General features: G+C 70.0%; 21 protein-coding genes and 1 tRNA gene. 11 read left to right on the top strand and 11 right to left on the bottom strand.

What is annotated here, in order from left to right; all coding sequences use genetic code 11:
- Positions 1–82 precede the first annotated feature (82 nt).
- Positions 83–1906: a glycoside hydrolase family 18 chitinase gene (locus F8566_RS48495; RefSeq protein WP_151571085.1), complete on the top strand. Its 1824-nt coding sequence runs from the start codon at positions 83–85 to the stop codon at positions 1904–1906.
- A 112-nt stretch (positions 1907–2018) separates the two neighbouring features.
- On the opposite strand, the gene F8566_RS48490 is transcribed toward F8566_RS48495, so the two are convergent.
- Both F8566_RS48490 and F8566_RS48485 read right to left on the bottom strand, forming a co-directional pair.
- The gene (locus F8566_RS48490; protein WP_151571083.1) at positions 2019–3338 is read right to left on the bottom strand and encodes a nucleotidyl transferase AbiEii/AbiGii toxin family protein; all 1320 of its coding nucleotides are present in this window, start codon (positions 3336–3338) and stop codon (positions 2019–2021) included.
- Positions 3335–3976, bottom strand: coding sequence for a hypothetical protein (locus F8566_RS48485; protein WP_225994215.1), 642 nt, complete (start codon positions 3974–3976; stop codon positions 3335–3337). Before F8566_RS48485 ends, F8566_RS48490 begins: the two co-directional genes overlap by 4 nt.
- Positions 3977–4108: 132 nt before the next feature.
- Between F8566_RS48485 and F8566_RS48480 the strand changes: the two genes are divergently transcribed.
- Positions 4109–4927: an alpha/beta fold hydrolase gene (locus F8566_RS48480; RefSeq protein ID WP_151571081.1), complete on the top strand. Its 819-nt coding sequence runs from the start codon at positions 4109–4111 to the stop codon at positions 4925–4927.
- Positions 4928–5032: 105 nt separating this feature from the next.
- Here the strand turns inward: F8566_RS48480 and F8566_RS48475 are convergent, their stop codons facing one another.
- The gene (locus F8566_RS48475; RefSeq protein ID WP_151571079.1) at positions 5033–5611 is read right to left on the bottom strand and encodes a YceI family protein; all 579 of its coding nucleotides are present in this window, start codon (positions 5609–5611) and stop codon (positions 5033–5035) included.
- Positions 5612–5750: 139 nt separating this feature from the next.
- Between F8566_RS48475 and F8566_RS48470 the strand changes: the two genes are divergently transcribed.
- Positions 5751–6122 (top strand): winged helix-turn-helix transcriptional regulator, encoded by a 372-nt coding sequence (locus F8566_RS48470; RefSeq protein WP_151571077.1) that lies wholly within the window; start codon positions 5751–5753, stop codon positions 6120–6122.
- A 54-nt stretch (positions 6123–6176) separates the two neighbouring features.
- On the top strand, positions 6177–6677 hold the full coding sequence (locus tag F8566_RS48465; RefSeq protein WP_151571075.1) for a hypothetical protein: 501 nt from the start codon (positions 6177–6179) through the stop codon (positions 6675–6677).
- Positions 6678–6703: 26 nt separating this feature from the next.
- On the opposite strand, the gene F8566_RS48460 is transcribed toward F8566_RS48465, so the two are convergent.
- Genes F8566_RS48460 through F8566_RS48450 form a run of 3 tightly spaced genes read right to left on the bottom strand, consistent with a single transcriptional unit; the run spans position 6704 to position 8917 of the window.
- Entirely contained in the window at positions 6704–7669 is a 966-nt protein-coding gene (locus F8566_RS48460; protein ID WP_151571073.1) for a hypothetical protein, read from the bottom strand.
- A 44-nt stretch (positions 7670–7713) separates the two neighbouring features.
- Positions 7714–8466 (bottom strand): tRNA(His) guanylyltransferase Thg1 family protein, encoded by a 753-nt coding sequence (locus tag F8566_RS48455; RefSeq protein WP_225994214.1) that lies wholly within the window; start codon positions 8464–8466, stop codon positions 7714–7716.
- A complete protein-coding gene (locus F8566_RS48450; RefSeq protein ID WP_151571071.1) occupies positions 8447–8917 on the bottom strand; it encodes an ATP-binding protein in 471 nt (156 codons plus the stop codon). Before F8566_RS48450 ends, F8566_RS48455 begins: the two co-directional genes overlap by 20 nt.
- A gap of 131 nt (positions 8918–9048) precedes the next feature.
- Here F8566_RS48450 and F8566_RS52540 point away from each other — a divergent pair, with 131 nt between their 5' ends.
- Positions 9049–9180, top strand: coding sequence for a hypothetical protein (locus F8566_RS52540; RefSeq protein ID WP_264159552.1), 132 nt, complete (start codon positions 9049–9051; stop codon positions 9178–9180).
- Positions 9167–11827, top strand: a complete 2661-nt coding sequence (gene alaS / locus F8566_RS48445; protein ID WP_151571069.1) for an alanine--tRNA ligase — start codon at positions 9167–9169, stop codon at positions 11825–11827. The genes F8566_RS52540 and alaS overlap by 14 nt, the downstream gene beginning before the upstream one ends.
- Positions 11828–12129: 302 nt before the next feature.
- Here alaS and F8566_RS48440 read toward each other — a convergent pair whose 3' ends face one another.
- The gene (locus F8566_RS48440; protein WP_225994213.1) at positions 12130–13347 is read right to left on the bottom strand and encodes an MFS transporter; all 1218 of its coding nucleotides are present in this window, start codon (positions 13345–13347) and stop codon (positions 12130–12132) included.
- 64 nt (positions 13348–13411) lie between these two features.
- On the opposite strand from F8566_RS48440, the gene F8566_RS48435 reads away from it, so the two are divergent.
- The 3 genes from F8566_RS48435 to F8566_RS48425 all read left to right on the top strand — a co-directional run bounded on the left by F8566_RS48435 (position 13412) and on the right by F8566_RS48425 (position 15386).
- Positions 13412–14581 carry an ROK family protein gene (locus tag F8566_RS48435; protein WP_151571067.1) on the top strand — a complete coding sequence of 390 codons (1170 nt, stop codon included), beginning with the start codon at positions 13412–13414 and terminating at the stop codon, positions 14579–14581.
- Positions 14582–14672: 91 nt separating this feature from the next.
- Positions 14673–14747 (top strand) — tRNA-Pro (locus tag F8566_RS48430).
- A 120-nt stretch (positions 14748–14867) separates the two neighbouring features.
- Positions 14868–15386, top strand: coding sequence for an isochorismatase family cysteine hydrolase (locus F8566_RS48425; protein ID WP_151571066.1), 519 nt, complete (start codon positions 14868–14870; stop codon positions 15384–15386).
- Positions 15387–15534: 148 nt separating this feature from the next.
- On the opposite strand, the gene F8566_RS48420 is transcribed toward F8566_RS48425, so the two are convergent.
- On the bottom strand, positions 15535–16464 hold the full coding sequence (locus F8566_RS48420; RefSeq protein WP_151571064.1) for an RNA polymerase sigma-70 factor: 930 nt from the start codon (positions 16462–16464) through the stop codon (positions 15535–15537).
- 378 nt (positions 16465–16842) lie between these two features.
- On the opposite strand from F8566_RS48420, the gene F8566_RS48415 reads away from it, so the two are divergent.
- Positions 16843–17265 (top strand): hypothetical protein, encoded by a 423-nt coding sequence (locus F8566_RS48415; RefSeq protein WP_151571062.1) that lies wholly within the window; start codon positions 16843–16845, stop codon positions 17263–17265.
- A gap of 837 nt (positions 17266–18102) precedes the next feature.
- Here the strand turns inward: F8566_RS48415 and F8566_RS48410 are convergent.
- Positions 18103–19536, bottom strand: a complete 1434-nt coding sequence (locus F8566_RS48410; protein ID WP_151571060.1) for an MFS transporter — start codon at positions 19534–19536, stop codon at positions 18103–18105.
- A 75-nt stretch (positions 19537–19611) separates the two neighbouring features.
- On the opposite strand from F8566_RS48410, the gene F8566_RS48405 reads away from it, so the two are divergent.
- On the top strand, positions 19612–20181 hold the full coding sequence (locus F8566_RS48405; protein ID WP_151571058.1) for a winged helix-turn-helix transcriptional regulator: 570 nt from the start codon (positions 19612–19614) through the stop codon (positions 20179–20181).
- A 175-nt stretch (positions 20182–20356) separates the two neighbouring features.
- On the opposite strand, the gene F8566_RS48400 is transcribed toward F8566_RS48405, so the two are convergent.
- Together F8566_RS48400 and F8566_RS48395 are read right to left on the bottom strand one after the other, a co-directional pair.
- On the bottom strand, positions 20357–20986 hold the full coding sequence (locus F8566_RS48400) for a GTP-binding protein (protein WP_151571056.1): 630 nt from the start codon (positions 20984–20986) through the stop codon (positions 20357–20359).
- Complete coding sequence (locus tag F8566_RS48395) at positions 20967–21368, bottom strand: DUF742 domain-containing protein (RefSeq protein WP_151571054.1); 402 nt, start codon at positions 21366–21368, stop codon at positions 20967–20969. Before F8566_RS48395 ends, F8566_RS48400 begins: the two co-directional genes overlap by 20 nt.
- Positions 21369–21371 lie beyond the last annotated feature (3 nt).

The following is a 21371-nucleotide window of genomic DNA, read 5'->3' as shown; positions in this document are numbered from 1 at the left end:
ATTCTTAGGAAACTTTCCTATGAGTGATGGAGCGCTCCATCGATCGGGGTTTCTGTTGGTTCGGGGTGAACTAAGGAGAACCATGTCCAGACCCCGCGGACGGCGAGCGATCGGGCTGGCCGGCGCACTGATCCTCATGATGGCCGGTTCGCTGGTCGCGGCGCCGCAGGCGTCGGCGGCGGCGGTGACCGCGACCTGTACCAAGACCTCCGACTGGGGCACCGGCTTCGGCGGCCAGTGCACGGTCAAGAACGGCACGACGGCGTCCATCGCCGGCTGGAAGGTGGAGTTCGACCTGCCGGCCGGGACGTCCATCGGCTCGACCTGGGACGCGGCCAAGAGCGTCTCGGGTGACCACTACACGTTCACCAACGTCGGCTGGAACGGCACGGTCGCGGCGGGAGCGTCGGCGAGCTTCGGCTTCAACGGCTCCGGCGCCGGCTGGATCTCCGGCTGCAAGGTCAACGGCGGCGCCTGCGACGGCACCGGCGGTTCCGGCGACACCCAGGCTCCCGCCGCTCCCGGCAACCTGCGTTCCACCGGCAAGACCTCCAGCAGCGTCTCACTGGCCTGGAACGCCGCCACCGACAACGTCGGCGTGACCGCGTACGACGTGTACCGGGGCAGCACCCTCGCCGACACCGTGACCGGCACGAGCGCCACGGTCTCCGGCCTGTCACCCAGCACCGCCTACTCGTTCACCGTCAAGGCACGCGACGCGGCGGGCAACACCTCCCCCGCCTCGAACGCCGTCAGCGTCACGACGCAGGAGGGCCCCGGTCCCGGCCCGGGCGGCAAGAAGGTGATCGGCTACTTCGCCCAGTGGGGCGTCTACCAGCGGGCCTACCACGTCAAGAACATCGACACGAGCGGCTCCGCGGCCAAGCTCACCCACATCAACTACGCGTTCGGCAACGTCCAGAACGGCCGCTGCACCATCGGCGACAGCTTCGCCGACTACGAGAAGGCCTACACCGCGGGCGAGAGCGTCGACGGAGTGGCCGACACCTGGGACCAGCCGCTGCGCGGCAGCTTCAACCAGCTGCGCAAGCTGAAGAAGAAGCACCCGCACCTCAAGGTCATCTGGTCGTTCGGCGGCTGGACCTGGTCCGGCGGCTTCGGCCAGGCCGCGGCCAACCCCGCCGCGTTCGCCGACTCCTGCTACTCGCTGGTCGAGGACCCGCGCTGGGCGGACGTGTTCGACGGCATCGACATCGACTGGGAGTACCCGAACGCCTGCGGCCTCACCTGCGACACCAGCGGCTTCTCCTCGTTCAAGAACCTCATGTCGGCGCTGCGCGCCAGGTTCGGGTCGAACAACCTGGTGACCGCGGCGATCACGGCGGACGGTTCGAACGGCGGCAAGATCGACGCGGCCGACTACGGAGGCGCTGCGCAGTACGTCGACTGGTACCTGCCGATGACGTACGACTTCTTCGGTGCCTGGGCGGCGCAGGGCCCGACGGCTCCGCACTCGCCGCTCACCTCCTACCCGGGGATCCCGCAGCAGGGCTTCAACAGCGACGCGGCGATCCAGAAGCTCAAGTCCAAGGGCGTCCCGGCGAACAAGATGTTGCTCGGCATCGGCTTCTACGGCCGCGGCTGGCAGGGCGTCACGCAGAAGGAGCCGGGCGGTACCGCCTCCGGCGCCGCGCCGGGCACGTACGAGCAGGGCATCGAGGACTACAAGGTCCTCAAGGGCCGTTGCCCGGCCAACGGCACCGTCGCCGGCACCGCGTACGCCCATTGCGGGAACCAGTGGTGGAGCTACGACACCCCGTCCAGCATCGGCGGCAAGATGACCTACGCCAAGAACCAGGGTCTGGCCGGATCGTTCTTCTGGGAGCTCAGCGGCGACACCGCCAACGGCGAGCTCATCTCCGCACTCAAGAACGGCCTCGGCTGACGACGCGACCCCCACACACGTCGAGCTGAGGCTCGGGCCCCTGACCTACCGCGCAGGTCAGGGGCCCGCCCATGTCAGACGCCAGGTCCGTCGCCAGAGGCCAGGTCCGTCGTCAGACGCCGGATCCGTCGCGCAGGTCGGCCAGGATCTTGGCCTGCTCGTCGGGATTGCGCCGCAGGTAGCCGATCCATCCCGAACCCGCGCTCTCATAGGCGCGGAGCACCTGGTCCAGCGTCGCCGCGACCTCCGACGGGCCGCGCCCGAGCAGCTCATTGGCGATCACGACGCCCTCGGCGATGGGGATCCGGTCATCCGCGATCGCGCGCAGGGCCCCGTCGATGCCCCTCTCCGCCCGGAGGATCTCGTACATGGCGGTACGGGGACGCAACAGCTCCGCGCGCCGCACGTACTCCTGCTCCGGAAGGTCGCTCTCGCTGGTGAAAGTCGGGGTCAGTGCCGAGGTGAGCCGGTAGTGGTAGTCCTCACCCGTCCCGGGCAGCCCCGGATACTCCTTATGGAACTCCTCCCAGTCCACTTCCAGGCGCCCCACATCCGCGAGGGTGGGCAGGTGCCTCACGCGCGCCGGATCGCCCGCGACCATCGCCTCCACCAAGAGCCTGTAGCCGAGTCGCGTGTCCTGGGCGAGCAGCCACGCGTCGTACAGGTCCTTGCCTTGCGGATAGATGTCGTCGAGCAGCCACATCACCTTCCAGGCCAGCGACAACTCCGGCGACGCGGCTTGGAGGAGAGCAGGCTCGCCGCCGTCGTACCGCGGAATCTCCGTCAGCTCCGGCTCGGCAGGCAGATGCTCGTTGAAGACGAAGTCGAGTTGGACGGTCCCCTGCGGAAGTCCCTCGGCCTTCCACGGTAGAACGAGCCGCCTCCCAGGCACGCGGTCGTACGTCCAGATGTCTTCGCTCACCGCGCCGGCCGCGTTCAACTGAACGTCATCGGGCAGGTGAGCTTCATCGGACATGGCCTCCGCGGCCTGCGCGATGCCGTCGAGCATCTCCCGCGTCCGGTGCTCGGCCATCTGCCATGACCGCGGAACGACCACGAAGTCCAGGTCACCGGGCTCACGCGCCGCGTCCCCGTACCACGCGCGCAGCAGGACACTTCCGCGCAGCACGAGATGCTCGGCCCACCGCGACTGCGCGATCGCCGCGAGGACATGGTCGACGGCCCGCCGCCGCGCCGCGTACCACTGCTCGCCCGTCTCCGCCGACGCGAACAGCGGCTCCCCGGCGCGCATCGCCTTCGGATATTGCTTCAGCGCCGGGTCGAACACCGGCCGCTGCAGAGCACCGGGCACCGGCCGCAACGTCGCGGGCAGTCCGAGCCGCTCGCGCGTGACCGCGTCCGGGCCCTCGTGCGGCACCTCCGCGTCGCCGGGCCACGGACCCCATGTCAGCTCGTCCCAGGTAGAGCTCATCGTCCATTCCTCCCTTCGTCGATCCAGCCGTCGTCCAGCGATTCGCCGTCGTCGAAGACCACGTACTCGCGTTCGACGGACGCGATCTCGTGTTTCGCCGCGTTCAGCGCGGTGGTCAGTGCGTTCAGGCGCTCCCCTGCCGTGTCCGCGCCGACGCCACGGCAACGTTGCGTGACGAAGCGTTCCTGGCGGCCGTCCGCCCTTACTCGGCGCGCGTTGTGCGACAGGTGCGCGGCGTGCGGGACGACCAGGGCCGTCAGCGCCGCTAGGTCCGCGTCCGCGTCGAGCAGGAGCTTGACATGGTGCTCGAAGTAGCGGCCGGGGGCGGCCTCGTCGTCGGAGGCCGGCACGCCCGCGTTCCAGGGCGCCGCCTCGATCTTGGTGCGGGTGACCGCGAAGCCGGCCTTCCGGAGATCGGCGGCCGTGGTCGCCGTACGGGCGTGCGCTTCGGACAGCGTCCCGGCGGTACGGAGCGTCACCATCGGTTGCGAGGGCTTACGGCCGCACGCCAGCACGATGTGGATGAACTTGAGCCCGCGCGACTCCGCCCAGGCTTCGAGCGCGCCGGTGCCGGCGGTCCGGGTCGCCACCGTCAGGTGGGCCTCGAAGTCACCGGCGAAATCTGCTAATGCGTTCACGAATGGGATGGTCCCAGACCATGCAGCGCCGGAGCATCCGGGTTTTGATCCCCTTCTACGGGAATGTTCGGCTTCCGCTACAGGCTGTTACGGGAAGGACTGATGATCAATGTGAGCGGAGGCTGCAGGCCAGTGACGGACTGGAAACTCGGCGAGACCTATCAGAGCGCGTCCGGAGAGGTCCGGTGGGATGCCTTCGGTGACGGCGAACCGGTCGTCCTGCTGCACGGCACGCCGTTCTCGTCGTACGTGTGGCGGGCCATAGCGAAGGCCCTGGCGAACGGACGCCGGGTGTACGTGTGGGACATGCCCGGCTATGGGTCTTCCGAGATGGCCGCCGGGCAGGACGTCTCGCTGGGTGCTCAGGGGCGCCTGTTCGCCGAGCTCCTGGCGCACTGGAGGCTCGACGAGCCTCAGGTGGTGGCCCACGACTTCGGCGGCGCCGTGGCGTTGCGGGCGCACCTGCTGCACGGCGCCCGCTACCGCAGGCTCGCGATGGTCGACCCGGTGGCGCTCGCACCCTGGGGCTCGCCGTTCTTCCGGCTCGTCGGAGACAACGCCGAGGTGTTCGAACAGGTCCCCTCCCATTTGCACCGTGCGCTCGTCCGGGAGTACGTGACGTCCGCGAGCGGTCCGGGGCTGCACCCGGCGACGCTCGACGCGCTCGTCCAGCCGTGGCTCGGGGACAGCGGGCAGCCCGCGTTCTACCGTCAGATCGCCCAGGCGGACCAGCGCTTCACGGACGAGATCCAGGGGCGGTACGGGGAGCTCGATCTGCCGGTGCTGATCTGCTGGGGCACCGACGACTCATGGATCCCCGTCGCCAAGGCCCATGAGTTGGCCGCCGCGATCCCAGGCGCCCGGCTCCGCCTCATCGAAGGAGCCGGGCATCTGGTCCAGGAAGACGCGCCGGCCGAGCTCACCGCCGCGCTGCTCGGCTTCCTGTCGTAGCTGGTCTTTCCGTCGTGGCCGGGTCTCCTGGTCGTGGCCGGGCTTGCCCTTCGCGGCCGGGCTGGCTTTCGCGGCCGGGGGCACGGTTCGCGCTTCCGGCCGCGCCTAGTCGGTCTGCAGGACGGCCTGGATCTCCAGGATGAGCTGCAGCTTCAGGCCGAGGCCCAGCGCGCCGCCCGGGATGGTGGCGGTGTCCCCGACACCGAAGTCCGTGCGGTCGAGCTCGCCGGTGGCCGTGAAGCCCGCCCGCGCACCCTTGAACGGGTCGTCCTGCCGGAACGGGTCCGGCCCGAAACCGCCGATCTCCAGCCGGAGCGGCACCTCCTTGGTGATGCCCCGCAGCGTGAGCTCGCCGTCCAACAGGAACGCGTCGCCGTCCGGGCGCAGGCCGGTGGAACGGTAGGTCATCGTCGGGTAGGTCGCGACGTCGAGGAAGTCGGCGGAGCGCACATGCTCGTCGCGCTGGGCGTTGCCGGTGTCGATCGTGGCCAGGTCGATGGTCGCGGTCACGGTCGACTCCAGCGGGTTCTCCGCCGTCACGATGCGGCCCTCGACGCCGGTGAACTGGCCGCGGACCTTGTTGAGCATCATGTGCCGGATCTTGAAGCCCACATCCGTGTGGGCGGGATCGAGGATCCAGTCACCGGCGACGTAGCCGGGGATCTCGACAGTCTCAACCGTCATGGTGTCTCCTTAGGTATGAGAAGGAAGAGAGTTCCCTTCGGTGTGTCACTCTCAAAGGGGAACCGTCTTCATCCTGCAAAGACCCATCACGGGGACACAAGAAGGCACTTGTTTCTGCCATGGGCACACGGAGGGAACCTTGGACGTCAGCGCGTTCCGGCATCATGAACCCGCTCTCTGCGAGACACACCGGGTCCTCGACCGCGTCGGTGACAAATGGTCGCTCTACACGATCACCGTGCTCGCCACGGGCACCAAGCGCTTCACCGAGCTCAAGCGCGAGGTCGACGGCATCAGCCAGCGCATGCTCACCGCCACACTTCGCGGGCTGGAACGCGACGGCATCGTCACCCGCACCGTCTATCCGGTGATCCCGCCCCGCGTCGAGTACACGCTCACACCCCTCGGACACACCCTGGTCGACGCGGTCCAAAGCCTCATGAACTGGGCAGAATCGCATCTGGAAGAGATCGCGCTCGCCCGCAAGAGCTATGACTCCCGCGAGGGCTGACGTTCACACGTTCGGCCCGTATCGTCCGAAGCACGACGGCGGAAGGAGCACTCCGTGTTGCGCGTGTTCTGTTTCGGCAGCCTCGGGCTGACGGTCGAGGACGTCTACCTCGTCGACCCCGACCCCGACCGCGGCGGCCACGAACGAGGCGTCCGCGTCGAGCTTCGCGTGGTTGAACCCCAGCCCTGGCGGGGCACCGGCAACGCCGCCCAGAGGATCGTCGTCGACCAGGCGTTGTGGCGCGCCGACTTCCTCGAATCGGTCGAGGGCGGCCCCGGCAGCAAGGACCGCATGCACCACCACCCAGGCATGCGCGACAACGAGCCAGGCCGCCGCGTCTTCACCCCCGACCTCACCGACGACCCGATGGCGTGGCTGGAGAAGATGCTCGGCGACCTCACCCCGCTCCTGGAGGCAGCCGGGATCCCGGACTCTCCCGACCACCGGCGCGCCGCGAGGGCCCTCCGCGACAACCTCCCCGAGGTCGTCGGCACCGTCACGACCGTTCTCAACGAGGTCAGATCCGGCACTCCCGCGCAGTCCCCCACGGCCTAGACGGCTGTCGGATCACGCCTGGATCCTCAAGCGTTCATCCAGAGGTCGATGAGCTCGCCCGTGTCGGCGGTCAGGGCGGCGACGCTCTTGTCGTCGTGGTCGACCTCGATGGCCACCGGGCGCAGCTCCGGGACGAGGCCGCTGGCGAACGCGTCCGGCTCGGGGAGTCGCTCGTACTGGCCCGGACGCCACCAGAAGACCTGGGAGGTGATGGGCTTCTCGCCGTTCTCCACATGGGTGCGGGCCAGCGCCTGCATGGCCTCCATCCCCGCGAAGAGGTGGTTGTCCTTGCCGATGACGTGGACGATCACGTACTCGGGGATGGGGACGGCGACCAGGGCGCCGAACGGAGCGGGGCCGGCGTGGCGGTGGAGCAGGTGCAGGTGGGCCCCGACGTAGCGGTGCGTCTCGCCGACGGTCATGATCGGGACACCGAAGATCTCGTCATTGCGGGTGTAGTGCGGCTCCTTCTCCAGCGAGGCCCTGATGGCGGCGCCGAACACCGCGTCCTCGGTGACGCCGCCCAGCTTGCTGCGGTTGAGCGGCATCATCGCGTCCGGGTAGTCGACCACGACCGTCTCCAGCAGGCCTGGCGCGAGCGGCCTGGTGACGAGTGCCTGGCGCATCTCGTCGTCCAGCTGGTCCTCCGGATACAGGCGCAGGCGCAGGCTGCCCTCGTCCAGGAGGCGTTCGATCTCGGGCTTGTCGGGGGTGGACTCGGACTTGTCGCGGGCGGGCTCGGGCTTGTCGCGGGCGAGCGCGGCGTTGTCGCGGGCGAACGCGGTGACCGCCTGGTCGGCGAAATCGGCGGCGAGCCTCGGCAAATCCGCCCGGGAGTTACGGCCGGCGTACTGCCGCCAGCCGGAGATGTCCGTGGTCGCCGTCGCGCCATCGGGAAGGACGATGCTGAGCGTCGTCGGCTCCGGCAGCCCGGCCTCGTACCCACGCTTCGCGAAGGCCTCCAGCAGCGCGTCACCGATGATGTCCGACACAACTCTCCCCTCGCCGAGATCGTGAACGCCCAGATTACGGACATTCAGCTCCCGTCGCAGATCAGACGCCCGACCAGCTCCCGGTACTCCGCCTTCATCGGCAACTCCCGGTCGATCCGGACTCGCCGCCGCGTGGCCGTGACGTCCACGCTCCGCACGGGATCACGGCCCGCCTTCTCGTACGTCTCCCACCAGAGCCCGACACCACGGCGCTGCCACGCCGGGACCTCGTTGAAGTTGATGCCGCGGGCGAAGAGCATCTCGTTCTTGGCCGAGATGCGAGTGCCTTCGAGGGCCCGCGTGGCCTGGCGCTGCGACGTGCCCTCCTTGCGGAGCGTCCAGTAACACCAGCCGTTGAGCGCGCAACGGGCCGCGTCGGCCTGCCGCCAGGACAGGTAGTCGATCAGTCCTCGGCGCCGGTCCCGATCCAGACACGGCTGTCGAAGCAGGCCGGTTCGCCGGCGGAGTGGGTGAACGCGGCGGTCGCGATGCTCGCCGAGCGAGACGAGCTTCTCGACCTCGCGCCCGAAGAGGTCGTACGCGGGATCCAGCACGACCGAGATCTCGTCGCTCTCGGTGTAGGCGTACCGCCCGCCGAGCTCGGTCAGCAACGTCTCGGCGGTGCCGACCATGAGATCGGAGAAACGCCGGTCGAACGGCTTCTCGAAGCGTCCGGCGGTGTAGGAGGAGAAGCCACGGCCGTCGACCCGCACGACCGTCCACGCGCCCGGCAGGAGGGTCAGCGAGTGGACGTACTCGCGCTCCCGCATCCGGGTGTCAAGATCCTTCAGTCGCATCCGTCACCTCGAAACCACCGGCGCCGTCGAAGCGCACGGCCCAGACCCGGTCGAACCCGGAGGACGGGCCCGGCCGCCGCATGCGGCCGAGAGTCGCATAGATGCCGACGTCCGGCACCCGGATATCGGGCGGGCGGAGGGCGTTGCGGGCCATCGTGCCTTCGACGTCCAGCGGGAACCAGTACGCGACGACCCGGGCGCCGTGGGCGCGGCCGATCTCGATCAGGGGCGCCCAGTCCTCGGGTGAGGGGTTGGTGTTGTCGACGGCCACGTTCCTGTCGGCTTCTAGGGCCTCCGCGATCAACCTGAGCTGGCGGGCCTGCTTGCCGCGGGAGCGCTTGCCGAAGTTGTCCTTGCTGACGTGAACGTGGGTACCCGCGAGCCGCTGCCGGTAGAAGGTCGTCTTCCCCGACGCCTGCAGGCCGATGAGGATCGCCAGCTCGGTGGTCATGCTGGATCGATCGTACGAGGGCCTGGGGCGCAAGGGAAAACGGGAAGGAATCGTGGGCGCGGGCGCGTTACCGTGGAACCAGGCGGGCCGGGAGGTCCGCGTTCACGAGCGGGAGATCTGGCAGGAATCCGATGGCCTTCCACGAGGTGGGGCGGCGAGCTATCCGCGCCGAGCTGGGGAACGAGCAGTCGTTCTCGGCCCGGCTCGGCGGTGTGCGCCGTCATCCCATCGACCTCGTGAGGCCGTTCCATGCGATCACCTGACATTCGTTCGACCTTTCTCGACTTCTTCTCCGCGCGCGACCACCGGGTCGTGCCGTCCAGCCCGCTGATCCCGAACGATCCGACGCTGCTGCTGACGGCGGCGGGCATGAACCAGTTCAAGCCGTACATGCTCGGCGAGAGCGCGCCCGAGTACAGGCGGGCGACGTCCGTGCAGAAGTGCGCGCGGATGTCGGACATCGACAACGTCGGCCGGACGACCCGGCACGCGACGTTCTTCGAGATGCTGGGCAACTTCTCGTTCGGCGACTACTTCAAGGAAGAGACCGTCGGCTGGGCTTGGGAGCTGCTCACCGGGCACTTCGGTCTGGATCCCGATCGCCTCTGGATCACCGTCTATCTGGACGATGATGAGGCGGAACGGATGTGGCGGCGCCTGGGCGTGCCGGACGAACGCATCCAGCGGCTCGGCATGGCGGACAACTACTGGTCCATGGGCGCTCCCGGGCCGTGCGGGCCCTCGTCGGAGCTGCACTATGACCGGGGGCCGTCGTTCGGGCGGGAGGGCGGGCCCGCTGTGGACGGCGAGCGTTACCAGGAGATCTGGAATCTCGTCTTCATGCAGAACCTGCGCGGCGAGGGCCCGGCAAAGGAGGGCTATCCCATCGTGGGCGAGCTGCCCGCCAGGAACATCGACACCGGGCTGGGCATGGACCGGCTCGCGGCGATCCTGCAGGACGTCGACACCGTGTGCGAGACGGATCTCGTCGCGCCGACGTTCCGGCTGGTGCAGGAGCTGGCCGGCCGCGAGTATCCGGGGCGTGACGGGAGCGAGGAGTCGGTCTCGTTCCGGGTCGTCGCGGAGCACGCGCGGTCGGCGGCGTTCCTCATCGCGGACGGGGTGCTGCCCGGCAAGGACGGCCGGGGATACGTGCTGCGCCGGCTGATGCGGCGGGCGATCCGGCACGCGCGGGTGCTGGGGATCGAGGAGCCGGCGCTGGCGGCGCTGACCGGCAGCGTGATCGACAACCTGGGTCCGGCCTGGCCCGAGCTGGAACGGCGGCGTGATCTGATCGAGCAGGTCGTGGCGGCGGAGGAGGACGGCTTCGACCGGACGCTGCGGCAGGGCTCGCGGCTGCTGGACGGCGCGATCGAACGTGCGCGGACGAGCGGATCGGGCCTCTCGGGGCGGACCGCGTTCGAGCTGCACGACACCTACGGCTTCCCGATCGACCTCACCGTGGACGCGGCGCGCTCGGCGGGGCTGACCGTGGACGAGGACGCGTTCGGCGAGCTCCTCGAACGGCAGCAGCGCCAGGCGAAGGACGCGGAACGCGACCGGAAGGGCGGTGCGGTGGCCCGCCAGGACGCCTACCGCCGGATCGCCGCGCGGCACGGGCTCACCGAGTTCGTCGGACATGACGGCACACGCGCGGACGCGCGGGTGGTCGGGCTGCTGGACGGACCCGACCTGGTCGAGGAGGCGGTCGAGGGGCAGGAGATCGAGCTGATCCTGGACCGGAGCCCGTTCTACGCGGAGGCGGGCGGCCAGGTCGGCGACACCGGCCGTGTCACGACGGCGGCGGGGACGCTGGAGATCCTCGACACCCGGCCCGGTCTCGACGGCCTGCACGTCCACCGCGCGCGTGTGACCGCCGGCGAGGTCCGGACGGGCGTGGAGGCGGAGGCGGTCGTGGACGCGGAGCGGCGGGCGGCGACCGCGCGCTCGCACAGCGCGACCCATGTGCTGCACGCGATGTTGCGCCGCGTTCTGGGGGATCACGCGGCACAGCGGGGTTCGCGGGTCGAGCCGGGGCGGCTGCGGTTCGACTTTGCGCATTTCGGTGCGGTCGGGGCGGGCGAGCTCACCACCGTGCAGACGCTGGTCAACGACTACCTGCTCGACGATCCGGACGTCCGGGTCTGGGAGGCGAGCCGGGACGAGGCGGAGGCGGCGGGCGCGATCGCCCTCTTCGGCGAGAAGTACGGCGACCATGTACGGATCGTCGACATCGGTGACGCGTCCCGGGAGCTGTGCGGCGGCACCCATGTCGGCCATGGTTCGCAGGCGGGGCCGGTGCACGTCGTCGGCGAGTCCTCGATCGGGGTCGGCCTGCGCCGGATCGAGGCGCTCACCGGCGCCGACGCGCTGCGCCACCACGATCGGCAGCAGGAGTTGCTGACCGAGCTCGCCGGGCTGCTGAACGTTCCCCCGGACCAGGCGCCCGAACGCCTGCGCCAGCGGCTGTCGGCGCTGGCGGAGACGCAGCGCGAGCTCGACCGGCTGCGGCAGGCGGAGCGGACGGCGACGGCCGAACGTCTCGCGGGCCGTTCCGAGCGCGTGGATGGGGCGTGGCTCGTCGCCGAACTCCTCGGCGACGTGCCCGCGGAGGAGCTGCGGCCGCTGGCGATCGAACTCGCGCGCCGGCCGGGACCGGGCGCGGTGGTCCTCGGCACGTCGAGCGGCGGCACAGCGACGCTGGTCGGCGCGTTCACCCGCGACCTCGCCGACACCGGCCTGCGCGCCCGCGATCTGCTCACAAGCGCGGCGCAGATCGTGGGCGGCGGCGCCGGCGGCAAAGGCGCGCTCGCGCAGGCGGGCGGCCGGCGGCCGGAGCAACTACGCGAGGCGCTAGCGCTGGCAGCGGACGCGGCCCGCACCGCGCTACGCGGACCGTCCAGCCGGTAAGGCGAATAGTCCGGCCGGTAACGCGGATCGCCCAGTCGACACCGATCGTTCGGCCGGTCGCGGACCGCCCAGCCAGTCGCGCGGATCGTCCGGTTGGTCGCCGACCGCCCAGCCGACCGCACGGAACGCCCGACCCGGCCGCGCGGATTATCCCTGCGACCGCACGGACGTCCGGCCCGGCCGCGCAGATCACCCATGCCGATCGCACGGAACGTCCGGCACGATTGCGTGGATCGTCCGTGCTGGTTGCGCGGTCTTCTGGTCGGGCGGCCGGTCTTCCGAACGGGTGGCCGGTCTTCACGTCATGAGTAGCGCGAGACGGTGACGGGCTCGGCGCGCGGCGTCCACCGGTGCCGGGTCAGGGCGGTGAGGGCGCCCGGCCCGGCGAGCGCCACGAAGATCGCCAGGCCGACGGGCAGGACGAGTGCCGCGCGCAGCGAGGTGACTTCGGCCAGGTGGCCGATGACGGCGGGGCCGGCGAGCAGGCCGCAGTAGCCGAACGTGGTCACCAGGGCCAGCGCGCGCCCCGCGGCCTGCTGGGAGGCGCCGACCGCGCTGAACGCGACGGGCACGATGGTCGCGAGGCCGGTGCCGACCAGCACCCAGCCCGTCCAGGCGAACACCATCGCGGCACCGCCGAGCGCGGGTGCCAGCAGGACGACGACGTACCCTGCGGCGGCCAGGCTTCCGGCCAGCCGCAGGGTGAGGGCGCCGCCCAGCCTGCCGCGCAACCGGTCGCCGAGGAAGCGCATCGTGGTCATCGCGACCGAGTAGACGGTGAACGCGAGCGCCGCGAGCTCGGGTCCGGCGTCCAGGACCCGGCGTGCGTGCATGGCGGCCCAGTCCACCGCCGCGCCCTCGCTGACCGAACCGGCGAAGACCACGATGCCCAGCAGGGTGATGGCCCCCTTGACCGGCACCCGCCGATCGGCCTGCCCGTCGCCCGCGACCTCTTCGGGCTCGGGCATGAGACGGTCGCGCAGGAGGAAACGCCCCGGCAGCAGGAACAGGACGGCGCCCACGAGCGCCGTCGCCGTCAGCAGGGCGCTGACACCGAGGCCGCTCCGGAGCGCCGCCGCGGTGACCAGGCCGCCGACCGCGCCGCCGAGGCTCCACATGCCGTGGAACGCCGACATGATCGGCCTGGCGTAACGTTCCTCCACCTCGACGGCGTGCGCGTTCATGCCGATTTCAAGCAACCCGAACCCGAGCCCGAACACGAACGCCCACGCCAGCAGCGCCGCGTACGACCCTGACAGCGCCGGACCGAGCAGGAGCAGCGCGTGCAGCGGGCCGGAGATCAGGCAGAGCCGGCGGCTCGAAAAGCGGTCGGCCACGCGACCCGCACCCTGCATGGAGACCAGGGCGCCGAGGGAGACCAGCAGGAGCACGGTGCCGGTACGGCCGGTGCCGAGGTCGAGCCGTTCGTCCATGGCGGGCAGGCTCGCCGCCCACACGCCGATGACCAGGCCACAGAGCCCGAAGTAGCCGAAAACGCCGAGTCGGGCGCGCTTGATCACAATTCCTCCTAATTTGCTCGCGCCTAAAACATAATCGACGACCCGGGGCTGGCACAATCGCCTCGTGCGGGTGACGGGAGCGACGACGAGCGGCGAGCTACGGCTGCACAACCTGGTGCGGTTGCTCCGCGCGGTGCACGGAGGGGGCGCCGAGGCCACCCGTTCCGAGCTCACCCGGGATCTCGGGCTCTCCCGCGGGACCGCCGCCGTCCTGATGGGCGAGCTGATCAACGGCCGCCTGCTGCGCGAGGAGATCACCCGTCAGGGCACCCGTGGCCGCCCGACCGGCATCCCGGGCCCGCACCCGGACGGCCCGCTGGCCCTGGCCGTCGATCTCCGCGAGGACGTGTGGACGATCGCCACGACCGAGCTGGGCGGGCGGCTGACGGTTCTCGAACAGCAACCGCACCCCGGCACTCCCGCCCCCGACGTGCTCAACGGGCTCGCCGCCGCGATCCACCGGCACCGGCAGGCGCTCGCGCCCCGCCCGATCGGTGTGGCGGTCGCCGCCCCAGGGCCGGTCCGCGACGGCCACCTGCTCGACATCCCCCACCTGGGCTGGCGCGAAGTGGACGTCGTGGAGGCGCTCCAGCCCGTCCTTCTCGACAACGACGCCACCCTCGCGGGCCTGGCCGAGGCGCGGCGCGGCGCGCTCCGCACCCGCGGGCTCGGCCTGCACCTGCACATCGAGTTCGACTTGGGCGGAACGCTCATCCTCAACGGAAACCCCATCCCGGGGGCACGCGGAGCCGCCGGGGAGTTCGGCCACATGCCGCTCATTGGCAGCGACCGGCCCTGCGCCTGCGGCGCGACCGGCTGCTGGGGCCTGGAGGTCGGCGCGAACGCCCTCCTCCGGGCCACCGGCCGCCCACCGCAGGACCGTCCTCGCGCGCTGGAGATCCTCGGCGACCCCGCCCAGCAGGCCGTCATCGACCAGGCCGCGAGCATCCTCGGCATCGGGATCAGCGCCCTGGTCAACGCCCTCGACCCGGAGACCGTCACCCTCTCCGGCCTGGGCGTCGACATCCTCGCCCGCTCCGGCGAGGCCCTGGAGACCTCCTACAAGGCCGGCCTGATGGACTTCCGCCGCGAGCACCCCGCCGCCGTCCTCCCCTCCACCCTCGGCGCCGAGGCCACCCTGATCGGCGCCTCCGAACTGGCCTTCGACGCCTTCCTCACTCCGGAAGGCGTCGGCGCCTGGCTGTCCGCCCACGAGAAAGGCCCGGCGGACTGACGCCCAGGCCTCATGGGAGGGGCTCGAAGATCTCTAGCAGGGTTAACGGACTGCAAGTCGTACCCCGAAGCGGCTAGACTGACGGCCGCTACGGGCTGTAGCGCAGTTTGGCTAGCGCACCGCCTTTGGGTGGCGGGGGTCGCCGGTTCGAATCCGGCCAGCCCGACGCATCGCGAGAGTGGGCGGAGCTCCGAGGCTGATGTCTCGGCGGGCTCCGCCCTTCCGTTTCTTGGCTGCGGCAGCGAAACCAGCCGGTCTCATTGCCCGTCGAGTGTTGACTGGGAGCATGGTCGATACCGCGAAATCCGCGCTGGTCGTCGTCGATGTCCAGCGCGGGTTTCTTCGTGACTGCTCGCGGCACGTGCTGCCGGTGATCGTGGACCTGGTGCGGCGCTGGCCCGGCGGCCTTGTCCTGACCCGCTACGTCAATCCTCCGGGCAGCCCGTACGAGAGGCTGCTGCACTGGGACGGTTTCCGCGGACCACCGGCCACCGACCTGGCGCCCGAACTGCTCGACGCCGCCGGCCACGCGACGGTGATCACCAAGGAGGTCTACACCCTCTTCACCACCGAGGGAGAACAGCTCGTCCGCGACCGCGGCTGGACCGACCTCTACCTCTGCGGCATCGCCACCGAGTACTGCGTGCTCAAGACCGCAATCGACGCGTTCGAGCGCGGTCTGACGCCCTGGCTGATCGAGGACGCCTGCGCCAGCCACGAGAACGCGCACGAGGAGGGCCTGCGAGCCGCGCGCCGCTTCATCGGAGCCGGCCAGATCATCCGCGCGCCCGACATCCCGATGTGACCCACCATCGTCCAAACGACGACGCTCGCCGGCCGCGCAGATCGACGTGGGTGCCGTACTTCCTGGCGAGGACCTTGCCGATGCGGAGCCGTACCCTGTCCTTGGAGGTCCTTGGAGCCGGTGATCACGAGTGCGGGTCGTGCGGGGCTCAGCGGCTCAGGGCGGTCTCCCGCTCCACACGCGACAGCTTCTCGGGATTGCGCACGTGGTAGGCGCCGGTGACGTAGCCTTTCTCGACCCGCACCGCCACCACGCCGTCGATCTCCCCATTGACTCGGACCAGCAGCCCCGGGCCACCATTTACCTGTACCAGCTCGACCGACCTTTCGGCGTCGCGCTTCCACCAGCCGACGGTCAGCAGGCGGGCCACCTTGTCGGCGCCCACGATGGGCCGCAGCAGGGCATGTTTGACTCCGCCACCGTCGCTGAGGGCGACGACGTCCGGCGCGAGGATGTCCAGCAGGCTCTGCAGATCGCCGGTTTCCACCGCGCGCTGGAAGGCCCCGAGTGCGGCCCGGGTCTGAGCCGGGGAGGCAACGCCGCGTGGCCGGCGCGCGGCGACGTGCGCCCGTGCCCGATAAGTGAGCTGACGGACCGCCGCCGGGCTCTTGTCGACGGCTTCGGCGATCTCGTCATAGTCCAGATCGAACACCTCACGCAGCACGAACACCGCCCGCTCGATCGGCTGAAGCGTCTCCAGCACCAGCATCATCGCCATCGACACGCTTTCGGCGAGCTCGACGTCCTCGGCCACATCAGGCGCGGTCAACAACGGCTCGGGCAACCACGGCCCGACATAGGACTCCTTACGCCGGCCGAGCGCACGCAGCCGGTCCAGCGCCTGCCGGGTGACGATCCGTACCAGGTAGGCACGCTGCTCCCGCACGGTGGCCAGCTCGACGCCCACCCACCGCAGCCAGGTCTCCTGCAGAACGTCTTCGGCATCGGCAGCCGAACCAAGCATCTCGTAGGCAACGGTGAACAACAGACTGCGGTGCGCAACGAACGCCTCGGTGGCCAAATCCACGCGGTCGGCACGATCGAGCGGCCCGGCTGTGTCCGTCGTTTGTTCGCTCATGTCCGGCTCCTGCCTGTTCGCTCTTAGGACCGCCACACACGAGACGCCGGTCCTCACTGTTCTGTAACACCCAGGGTCGGTGGTCCACGTCACATGACCGTGGTTGTTACAGGGGTCGGGGCGCCGGCGTCTCGTGTTCGTCAGGACGCCGCGCGAACGATCTGCACCGCCCCACGATGTGCCGTGAGGAGATCGCAGACGATCACATTGACCGCCTGGTCGGCGAGGTCCTGATGCCGGGACTCACTCGTCTCAATCGGCGCTGAGCGATCCATGAGCGCGGACGCGGGATTACCGGCCGACAGATGTGGGTGTCCTTCGCGGCCGCGGCTTGCGCCTGTCACCCCACCCATCACCGCAACACCAAGGAATGATCCCATGTCATCACCGACCAAGCCGCCCTCCCCGGCTCACGCGGAGCTGGCCCTGCCTCCCCGGTTCTTCGGCCTGATGAAGGCGACCACGGCGTTCCTGACCACCGCGCTGCTGGTGCAGGGCATCACCGCCGGACAACTCATGGCCAACGAGGACGGCAGCCAGTTGCACCAGACCACGGGGGGCGTCGTCACGTTCGCGCTGATCCTGCAGATCACCGCCGCGCTCCTGGTGTGGCGCGTAGGCCGCGGATCAGGACGGTACCTGGCCGTCACTGCGCTGCTGTTCGTGCTCACCAGCGTCCAGTTCGCGGTCGGCTCCAACGGCACCGTCGCCGTCCACGTCCCCCTCGGCGTCGCGCTGTTCGGCGCGGGCGCCGTCCTGATGGCACAGGTATGGACCCGCCCCGCCCGTACCGCCGACTGAATTCCGAGCCCCGCCCGGGAGCGAGGCACCGATCCTCCCTCCCGGGGAACGTCGGCTCCTGCGAGCACGCCAGCGAATGGTCGACAGACACTCGTCGGAGTCGAGCACCACCAGCTCACCGGAATCCGGCAACGCAAGCCCCATCACCCGTTCGCCGGGGATGTCTTCGGCGAACGACATCTGGCCGGGCACCGCCCCGTACAGCCGCAACCGGTCCTCCGCCACGTCGGCGACGGCCAGGACCATGGTGTCGTCACCGGCGAAGCGCGCCAGCGTTGCCGCATCCAGCAGATGCAACCGAGCAGGCTCCCCCGGTGCAGTTTCCCCAAAGAGCAGGTATCTGCCGTCGGCCGTGAACTGAATCCAGCCACGCTGCGCCCAGTCAGAGTCCGAGGCCCTGCGTCGGCCTTTTCCATCGCGCCGTCCCGGTAGGCCACGTTGCTCGGTAGCCGTTGCACCGCGCCATCCGGCCGCCGCAACTCGACCGTCAGATCCTCGCCGAGCACTGCAATACTCTCCCCGCCGGGATGGACGGCAAGCTGATCGAACGGCCTGTTCAGCGCACAGGACATCACTGGGTTCAGCCCGGCATCGGCATCATGGACCGTCACAATCCCGCCCTGCACGGCCGCCACATACCGCCCGCCGGGTCGACCTCCGCAACCCGTCCGGCACCGTGCCCAACTTCGACGATGGTGCCGACACCAGCAGCCGTAAGCGGATCTTTCACCGCTTCGTTCTACACCCAAGGTGGCAGGCCGCCGGGCAGATTGGGGCCCAGTCTGGTGTCGGGGTTGGACGCCTGCGGGCAGGGGCTTGACCCGCAGGCGCCTCGGCTCAGGTCAGCTTTGTGGGGCTGGTGACGACGGCCGGTCCCCTGTCGGGCACCCGGTGCCCTGGTGCGACCCGGCGCGGGGTCATGCCGAGGGCGGCGAACGCTGCGACGATCATGAAGGCGCCGATGACGAGCCAGGCGTCGACGAAGGACTCGTGCGCGTCCAGGTAGCCGTACGGGGTGCCGAGCACCGCCACCGCCAGGCTGACGCCCATGACGCTGCCGATCTGCCGGCTCATGTTGACCACCGCGCTGCCGGTCGCGAAGCGGTGCGACGGCAGGTCGGCCGCCGCGGACGACAGGATGGTGGGAAGGGCCACGCCCACGCCGGCCCCGCCGACGAGCCAGCCCGGGAGCAGGTCTGACGCGTACGCCGGGGTCGGGCCGAGACTCGTCACCATGATGCCGATGCCGGCCGCGCAGAGCGCGCAGCCGATAGCCGTGACCACGCCGACCGGGATCCTCGCGCCGATCATCCGACCGGCCACCAGTGCGAAGATCGGTACCATGAGCGGCCCGGGAGCCACGCCGAGCCCGGTCTGGATCGCCGAGTAGTTCCAGACCTCTTGCATCCAGAGGACACCGATCAGCAGGTTGCCGGCGAACGCGACGCAGAAGAGCAGGATCGCCGCGTTCGACGAGGCGAAGGTGCGCACCGCGAGCAGCGACGGCTCGATCACCGGTGTGGCGTGCCGCGACGAACGCAGCCAGAACGCACCAAGGGTCAGCATGGACACGGCCACCACGATCGCGGTCCGCTCGCCCGGCCAGTCATTGATCTTCACGAGCCCGAGCGCGAGCAACGCTATGGAGATCGTCAAGATCACGGCTCCCGTGAGGTCGGGGACGCGAGCGGACGCGCCGTCCCGGGAGTCGGGCACGTAGCGCAGCGCGAGCAACACCGCGACGATCCCGATCGGGACGTTCACCTCGAAGATCCAACGCCACGAGGCTTCAACCAGCACGCCGCCCGCAGCCGGACCCGCCGCGGCCGCCAATGCCGAGGAGGCGGACCAGATCCGTACTGCGGCGGCGCGCCGCTGTGGGGGGAACACGGACAACAACAGCCCGAGGCTGGTGGGGATCAAAGCTGCGGCGCCGATGGCCTGCAGGACTCGGAACGCCACCAGCCACCACAGGGACGGCGCGAGCGCGCAGGCCTGGGAGGCGGCGACGAAGAGGAGCAGACCGAGCAGCAGCCCGGTCTTGCGGCTGTAGCGGTCCGCGAGCCTGCCGAGGGGGACCAGCAACGCGGCGAAGACGATCGTGTAGCCGTTGAGGACCCACGAGAGATCGGCCAGGGATTCGCCCGGGTAGTCACGGCCGATGTCGTTGAACGCCACGTTGACGATGAACAGGTCAAGCCCGGCCATGAAACTGGCCACGGAGAGTACCGCGAGGGCGATTCGCGGACGCACCTGACTTTGATCACCCATAGTTAGCTAGCGTAGCGATTCCCGCTGACTGCGGTCAATACAAGTCAGCATGTTCTTCCGCGTATAATCGCGTAGGTGACCATCGCACTTCAGGGGCACTTCGCCGACCGCACCACCTGGTCGATGCAGAACTGCCCCGTATCCAGGACACTTGCGGCGATCGGCCCGCCGTCGGCCGTGCTGGTGCTGAGCGAGGCGTACCTCGGTACGAGCCGTTTCGGCGACTTCGTACGGAACCTCGGCATGACCGAATCCGCCGTCACCGACCGGCTGCGACATCTGGTCAACTTCGGTCTGCTCAGCAAGGAGCCGTACCAGGAACCCGGACAGCGAACCCGCTACGAGTACCACCTCACCAAGGCGGGCCTCGCCCTGGCGCCCACCCTGGTCAGCCTCATGGAATGGGGCGACATCTACCTCGAGAGCGAGGAAGGGCGGATGGTCGCCCTCGTCCACGCCGACTGCGGCGAGGCGGTCATGGCGGAGGTCCGCTGCGAGGCCGGCCACGACGTCGGCGTGAACGAGGTCATCATGCGTCCGCCGCTGGAGCCGCCGGAAGAGAACACGCAGCTCCCGGGGGTGATCCCGGACCTTCCGGCGACCGATCCCACGGCCGGAGCCCCGGTCTCGGAGCCGACCGGCTGACCCTCCGGACGACCGTCTGCCCCTCCGGCAGGGCCGGCCTCTGGCCGCGACCTCCACTCGCGCCCAGACGCTGGCCACAACCGGGCATTTTCGCCGCCCTCCTCGCCCCGGATCCGAACGGCTCCGGGCGCCTCGGGGCGTCTCCAGGACGCCTCCGGGACGCGAAAGCTGGCCTCTACCGGCCAGCGGGGGCGGCACCCGCCAGTCGCAGTGCGTGTTCGACGAGGCCGACGAGCACCTTCTTGGCCGAGTCGGCCCGGCGCGCGTCGCAGAGGATGACGGGGACGTGCGGATCGATGTCGAGCGCGCCGCGGATCTCGTTCGACTCGTACCGGTCGGCGTCGTCGAAGCAGTTCACCGCGACCACGAACGGCGTGCCCTTCTCCTCGAAGTAGTCGATCGAGGCGAAGCTGGCCGTGAGCCGCCGGGTGTCGGCCAGCACCACGGCGCCCAGCGCACCGCGCGACAGCTCGTTCCACATGAACCAGAACCGCTCCTGCCCCGGCGTCCCGAACAGGTAGATCGCGACACCGTCCCGCAGCGTGATGCGGCCGAAGTCCATCGCCACGGTCGTCGTGCGCTTGGCCGCGACGCCCTCCAGGTCGTCGATGCCGACGCTCACGTCGGTGAGGGCCTCCTCGGTGCGCAGCGGGCGGATCTCGCTGACCGCGCCGACCAGGGTCGTCTTGCCGACCCCGAAGCCGCCGGCCACGAGGATCTTGAGCGCGACCCGCGGGCCGTCGTGCTCGTCGTCGGACCGGCCGTCGACCGGATCGTGCAGTTCGTCAGAGCGCGCGGAGTTCATCGAGAACCCTCCTGAGCAGGTTCTGATCGGTCTGGGCGGCGGGCGAGGTCCAGCGCTGGATGCCCACCAGGCCCGAATCGAGGAGGTCCCCGGCCAGCACCCGGAGCACGCCGAACGGCAGATCCAGATCGGAGGCCAGGTCGGCGATGGTGTGCGGGCGGCGGCAGAGCCACAGGATCCGCCGCTGCTCGCGGGTGAGGCGGCCGGGCTCAGCGGGCGCGCGGCCGATCGCGACGAGGATGGTGACGAGGTCGAGCGGCTCGCCACGGGGCCGGGTCCGGCCCCGTGTCATCGCGTACGGCCGGACCACGGGACCGGCGGCCTCGTCGATCCACCGCTCCCTTCCCGGGCCGCGGGGGCCACCGGAGACGCTCGGCTCCATCTC

This window comes from Actinomadura rudentiformis (assembly GCF_008923185.1).
Classification (GTDB): Bacteria; Actinomycetota; Actinomycetes; order Streptosporangiales; family Streptosporangiaceae; genus Spirillospora; species Spirillospora rudentiformis.
This window is presented reverse-complemented; position numbering and strand designations above follow the sequence as displayed.

Bases quoted from the DNA above. Each gene is read 5' to 3' on its own strand.
- F8566_RS48415 (WP_151571062.1), top strand. From the start codon at position 16,843: ATGTCATCACCGACCAAGCCGCCCTCCCCGGCTCACGCGGAGCTGGCC.
- F8566_RS48395 (WP_151571054.1), bottom strand. From the start codon at position 21,368: ATGGAGCCGAGCGTCTCCGGTGGCCCCCGCGGCCCGGGAAGGGAGCGG.
- F8566_RS48455 (WP_225994214.1), bottom strand. From the start codon at position 8,466: ATGCGACTGAAGGATCTTGACACCCGGATGCGGGAGCGCGAGTACGTC.
- F8566_RS48450 (WP_151571071.1), bottom strand. From the start codon at position 8,917: ATGACCACCGAGCTGGCGATCCTCATCGGCCTGCAGGCGTCGGGGAAG.
- F8566_RS48475 (WP_151571079.1), bottom strand. From the start codon at position 5,611: ATGACGGTTGAGACTGTCGAGATCCCCGGCTACGTCGCCGGTGACTGG.
- alaS (WP_151571069.1), top strand. From the start codon at position 9,167: ATGCGATCACCTGACATTCGTTCGACCTTTCTCGACTTCTTCTCCGCG.
- F8566_RS48490 (WP_151571083.1), bottom strand. From the start codon at position 3,338: ATGAGCTCTACCTGGGACGAGCTGACATGGGGTCCGTGGCCCGGCGAC.
- F8566_RS48410 (WP_151571060.1), bottom strand. From the start codon at position 19,536: ATGGGTGATCAAAGTCAGGTGCGTCCGCGAATCGCCCTCGCGGTACTC.
- F8566_RS48425 (WP_151571066.1), top strand. From the start codon at position 14,868: ATGGTCGATACCGCGAAATCCGCGCTGGTCGTCGTCGATGTCCAGCGC.
- F8566_RS48420 (WP_151571064.1), bottom strand. From the start codon at position 16,464: ATGAGCGAACAAACGACGGACACAGCCGGGCCGCTCGATCGTGCCGAC.
- F8566_RS48400 (WP_151571056.1), bottom strand. From the start codon at position 20,986: ATGAACTCCGCGCGCTCTGACGAACTGCACGATCCGGTCGACGGCCGG.
- F8566_RS48495 (WP_151571085.1), top strand. From the start codon at position 83: ATGTCCAGACCCCGCGGACGGCGAGCGATCGGGCTGGCCGGCGCACTG.
- F8566_RS52540 (WP_264159552.1), top strand. From the start codon at position 9,049: ATGGCCTTCCACGAGGTGGGGCGGCGAGCTATCCGCGCCGAGCTGGGG.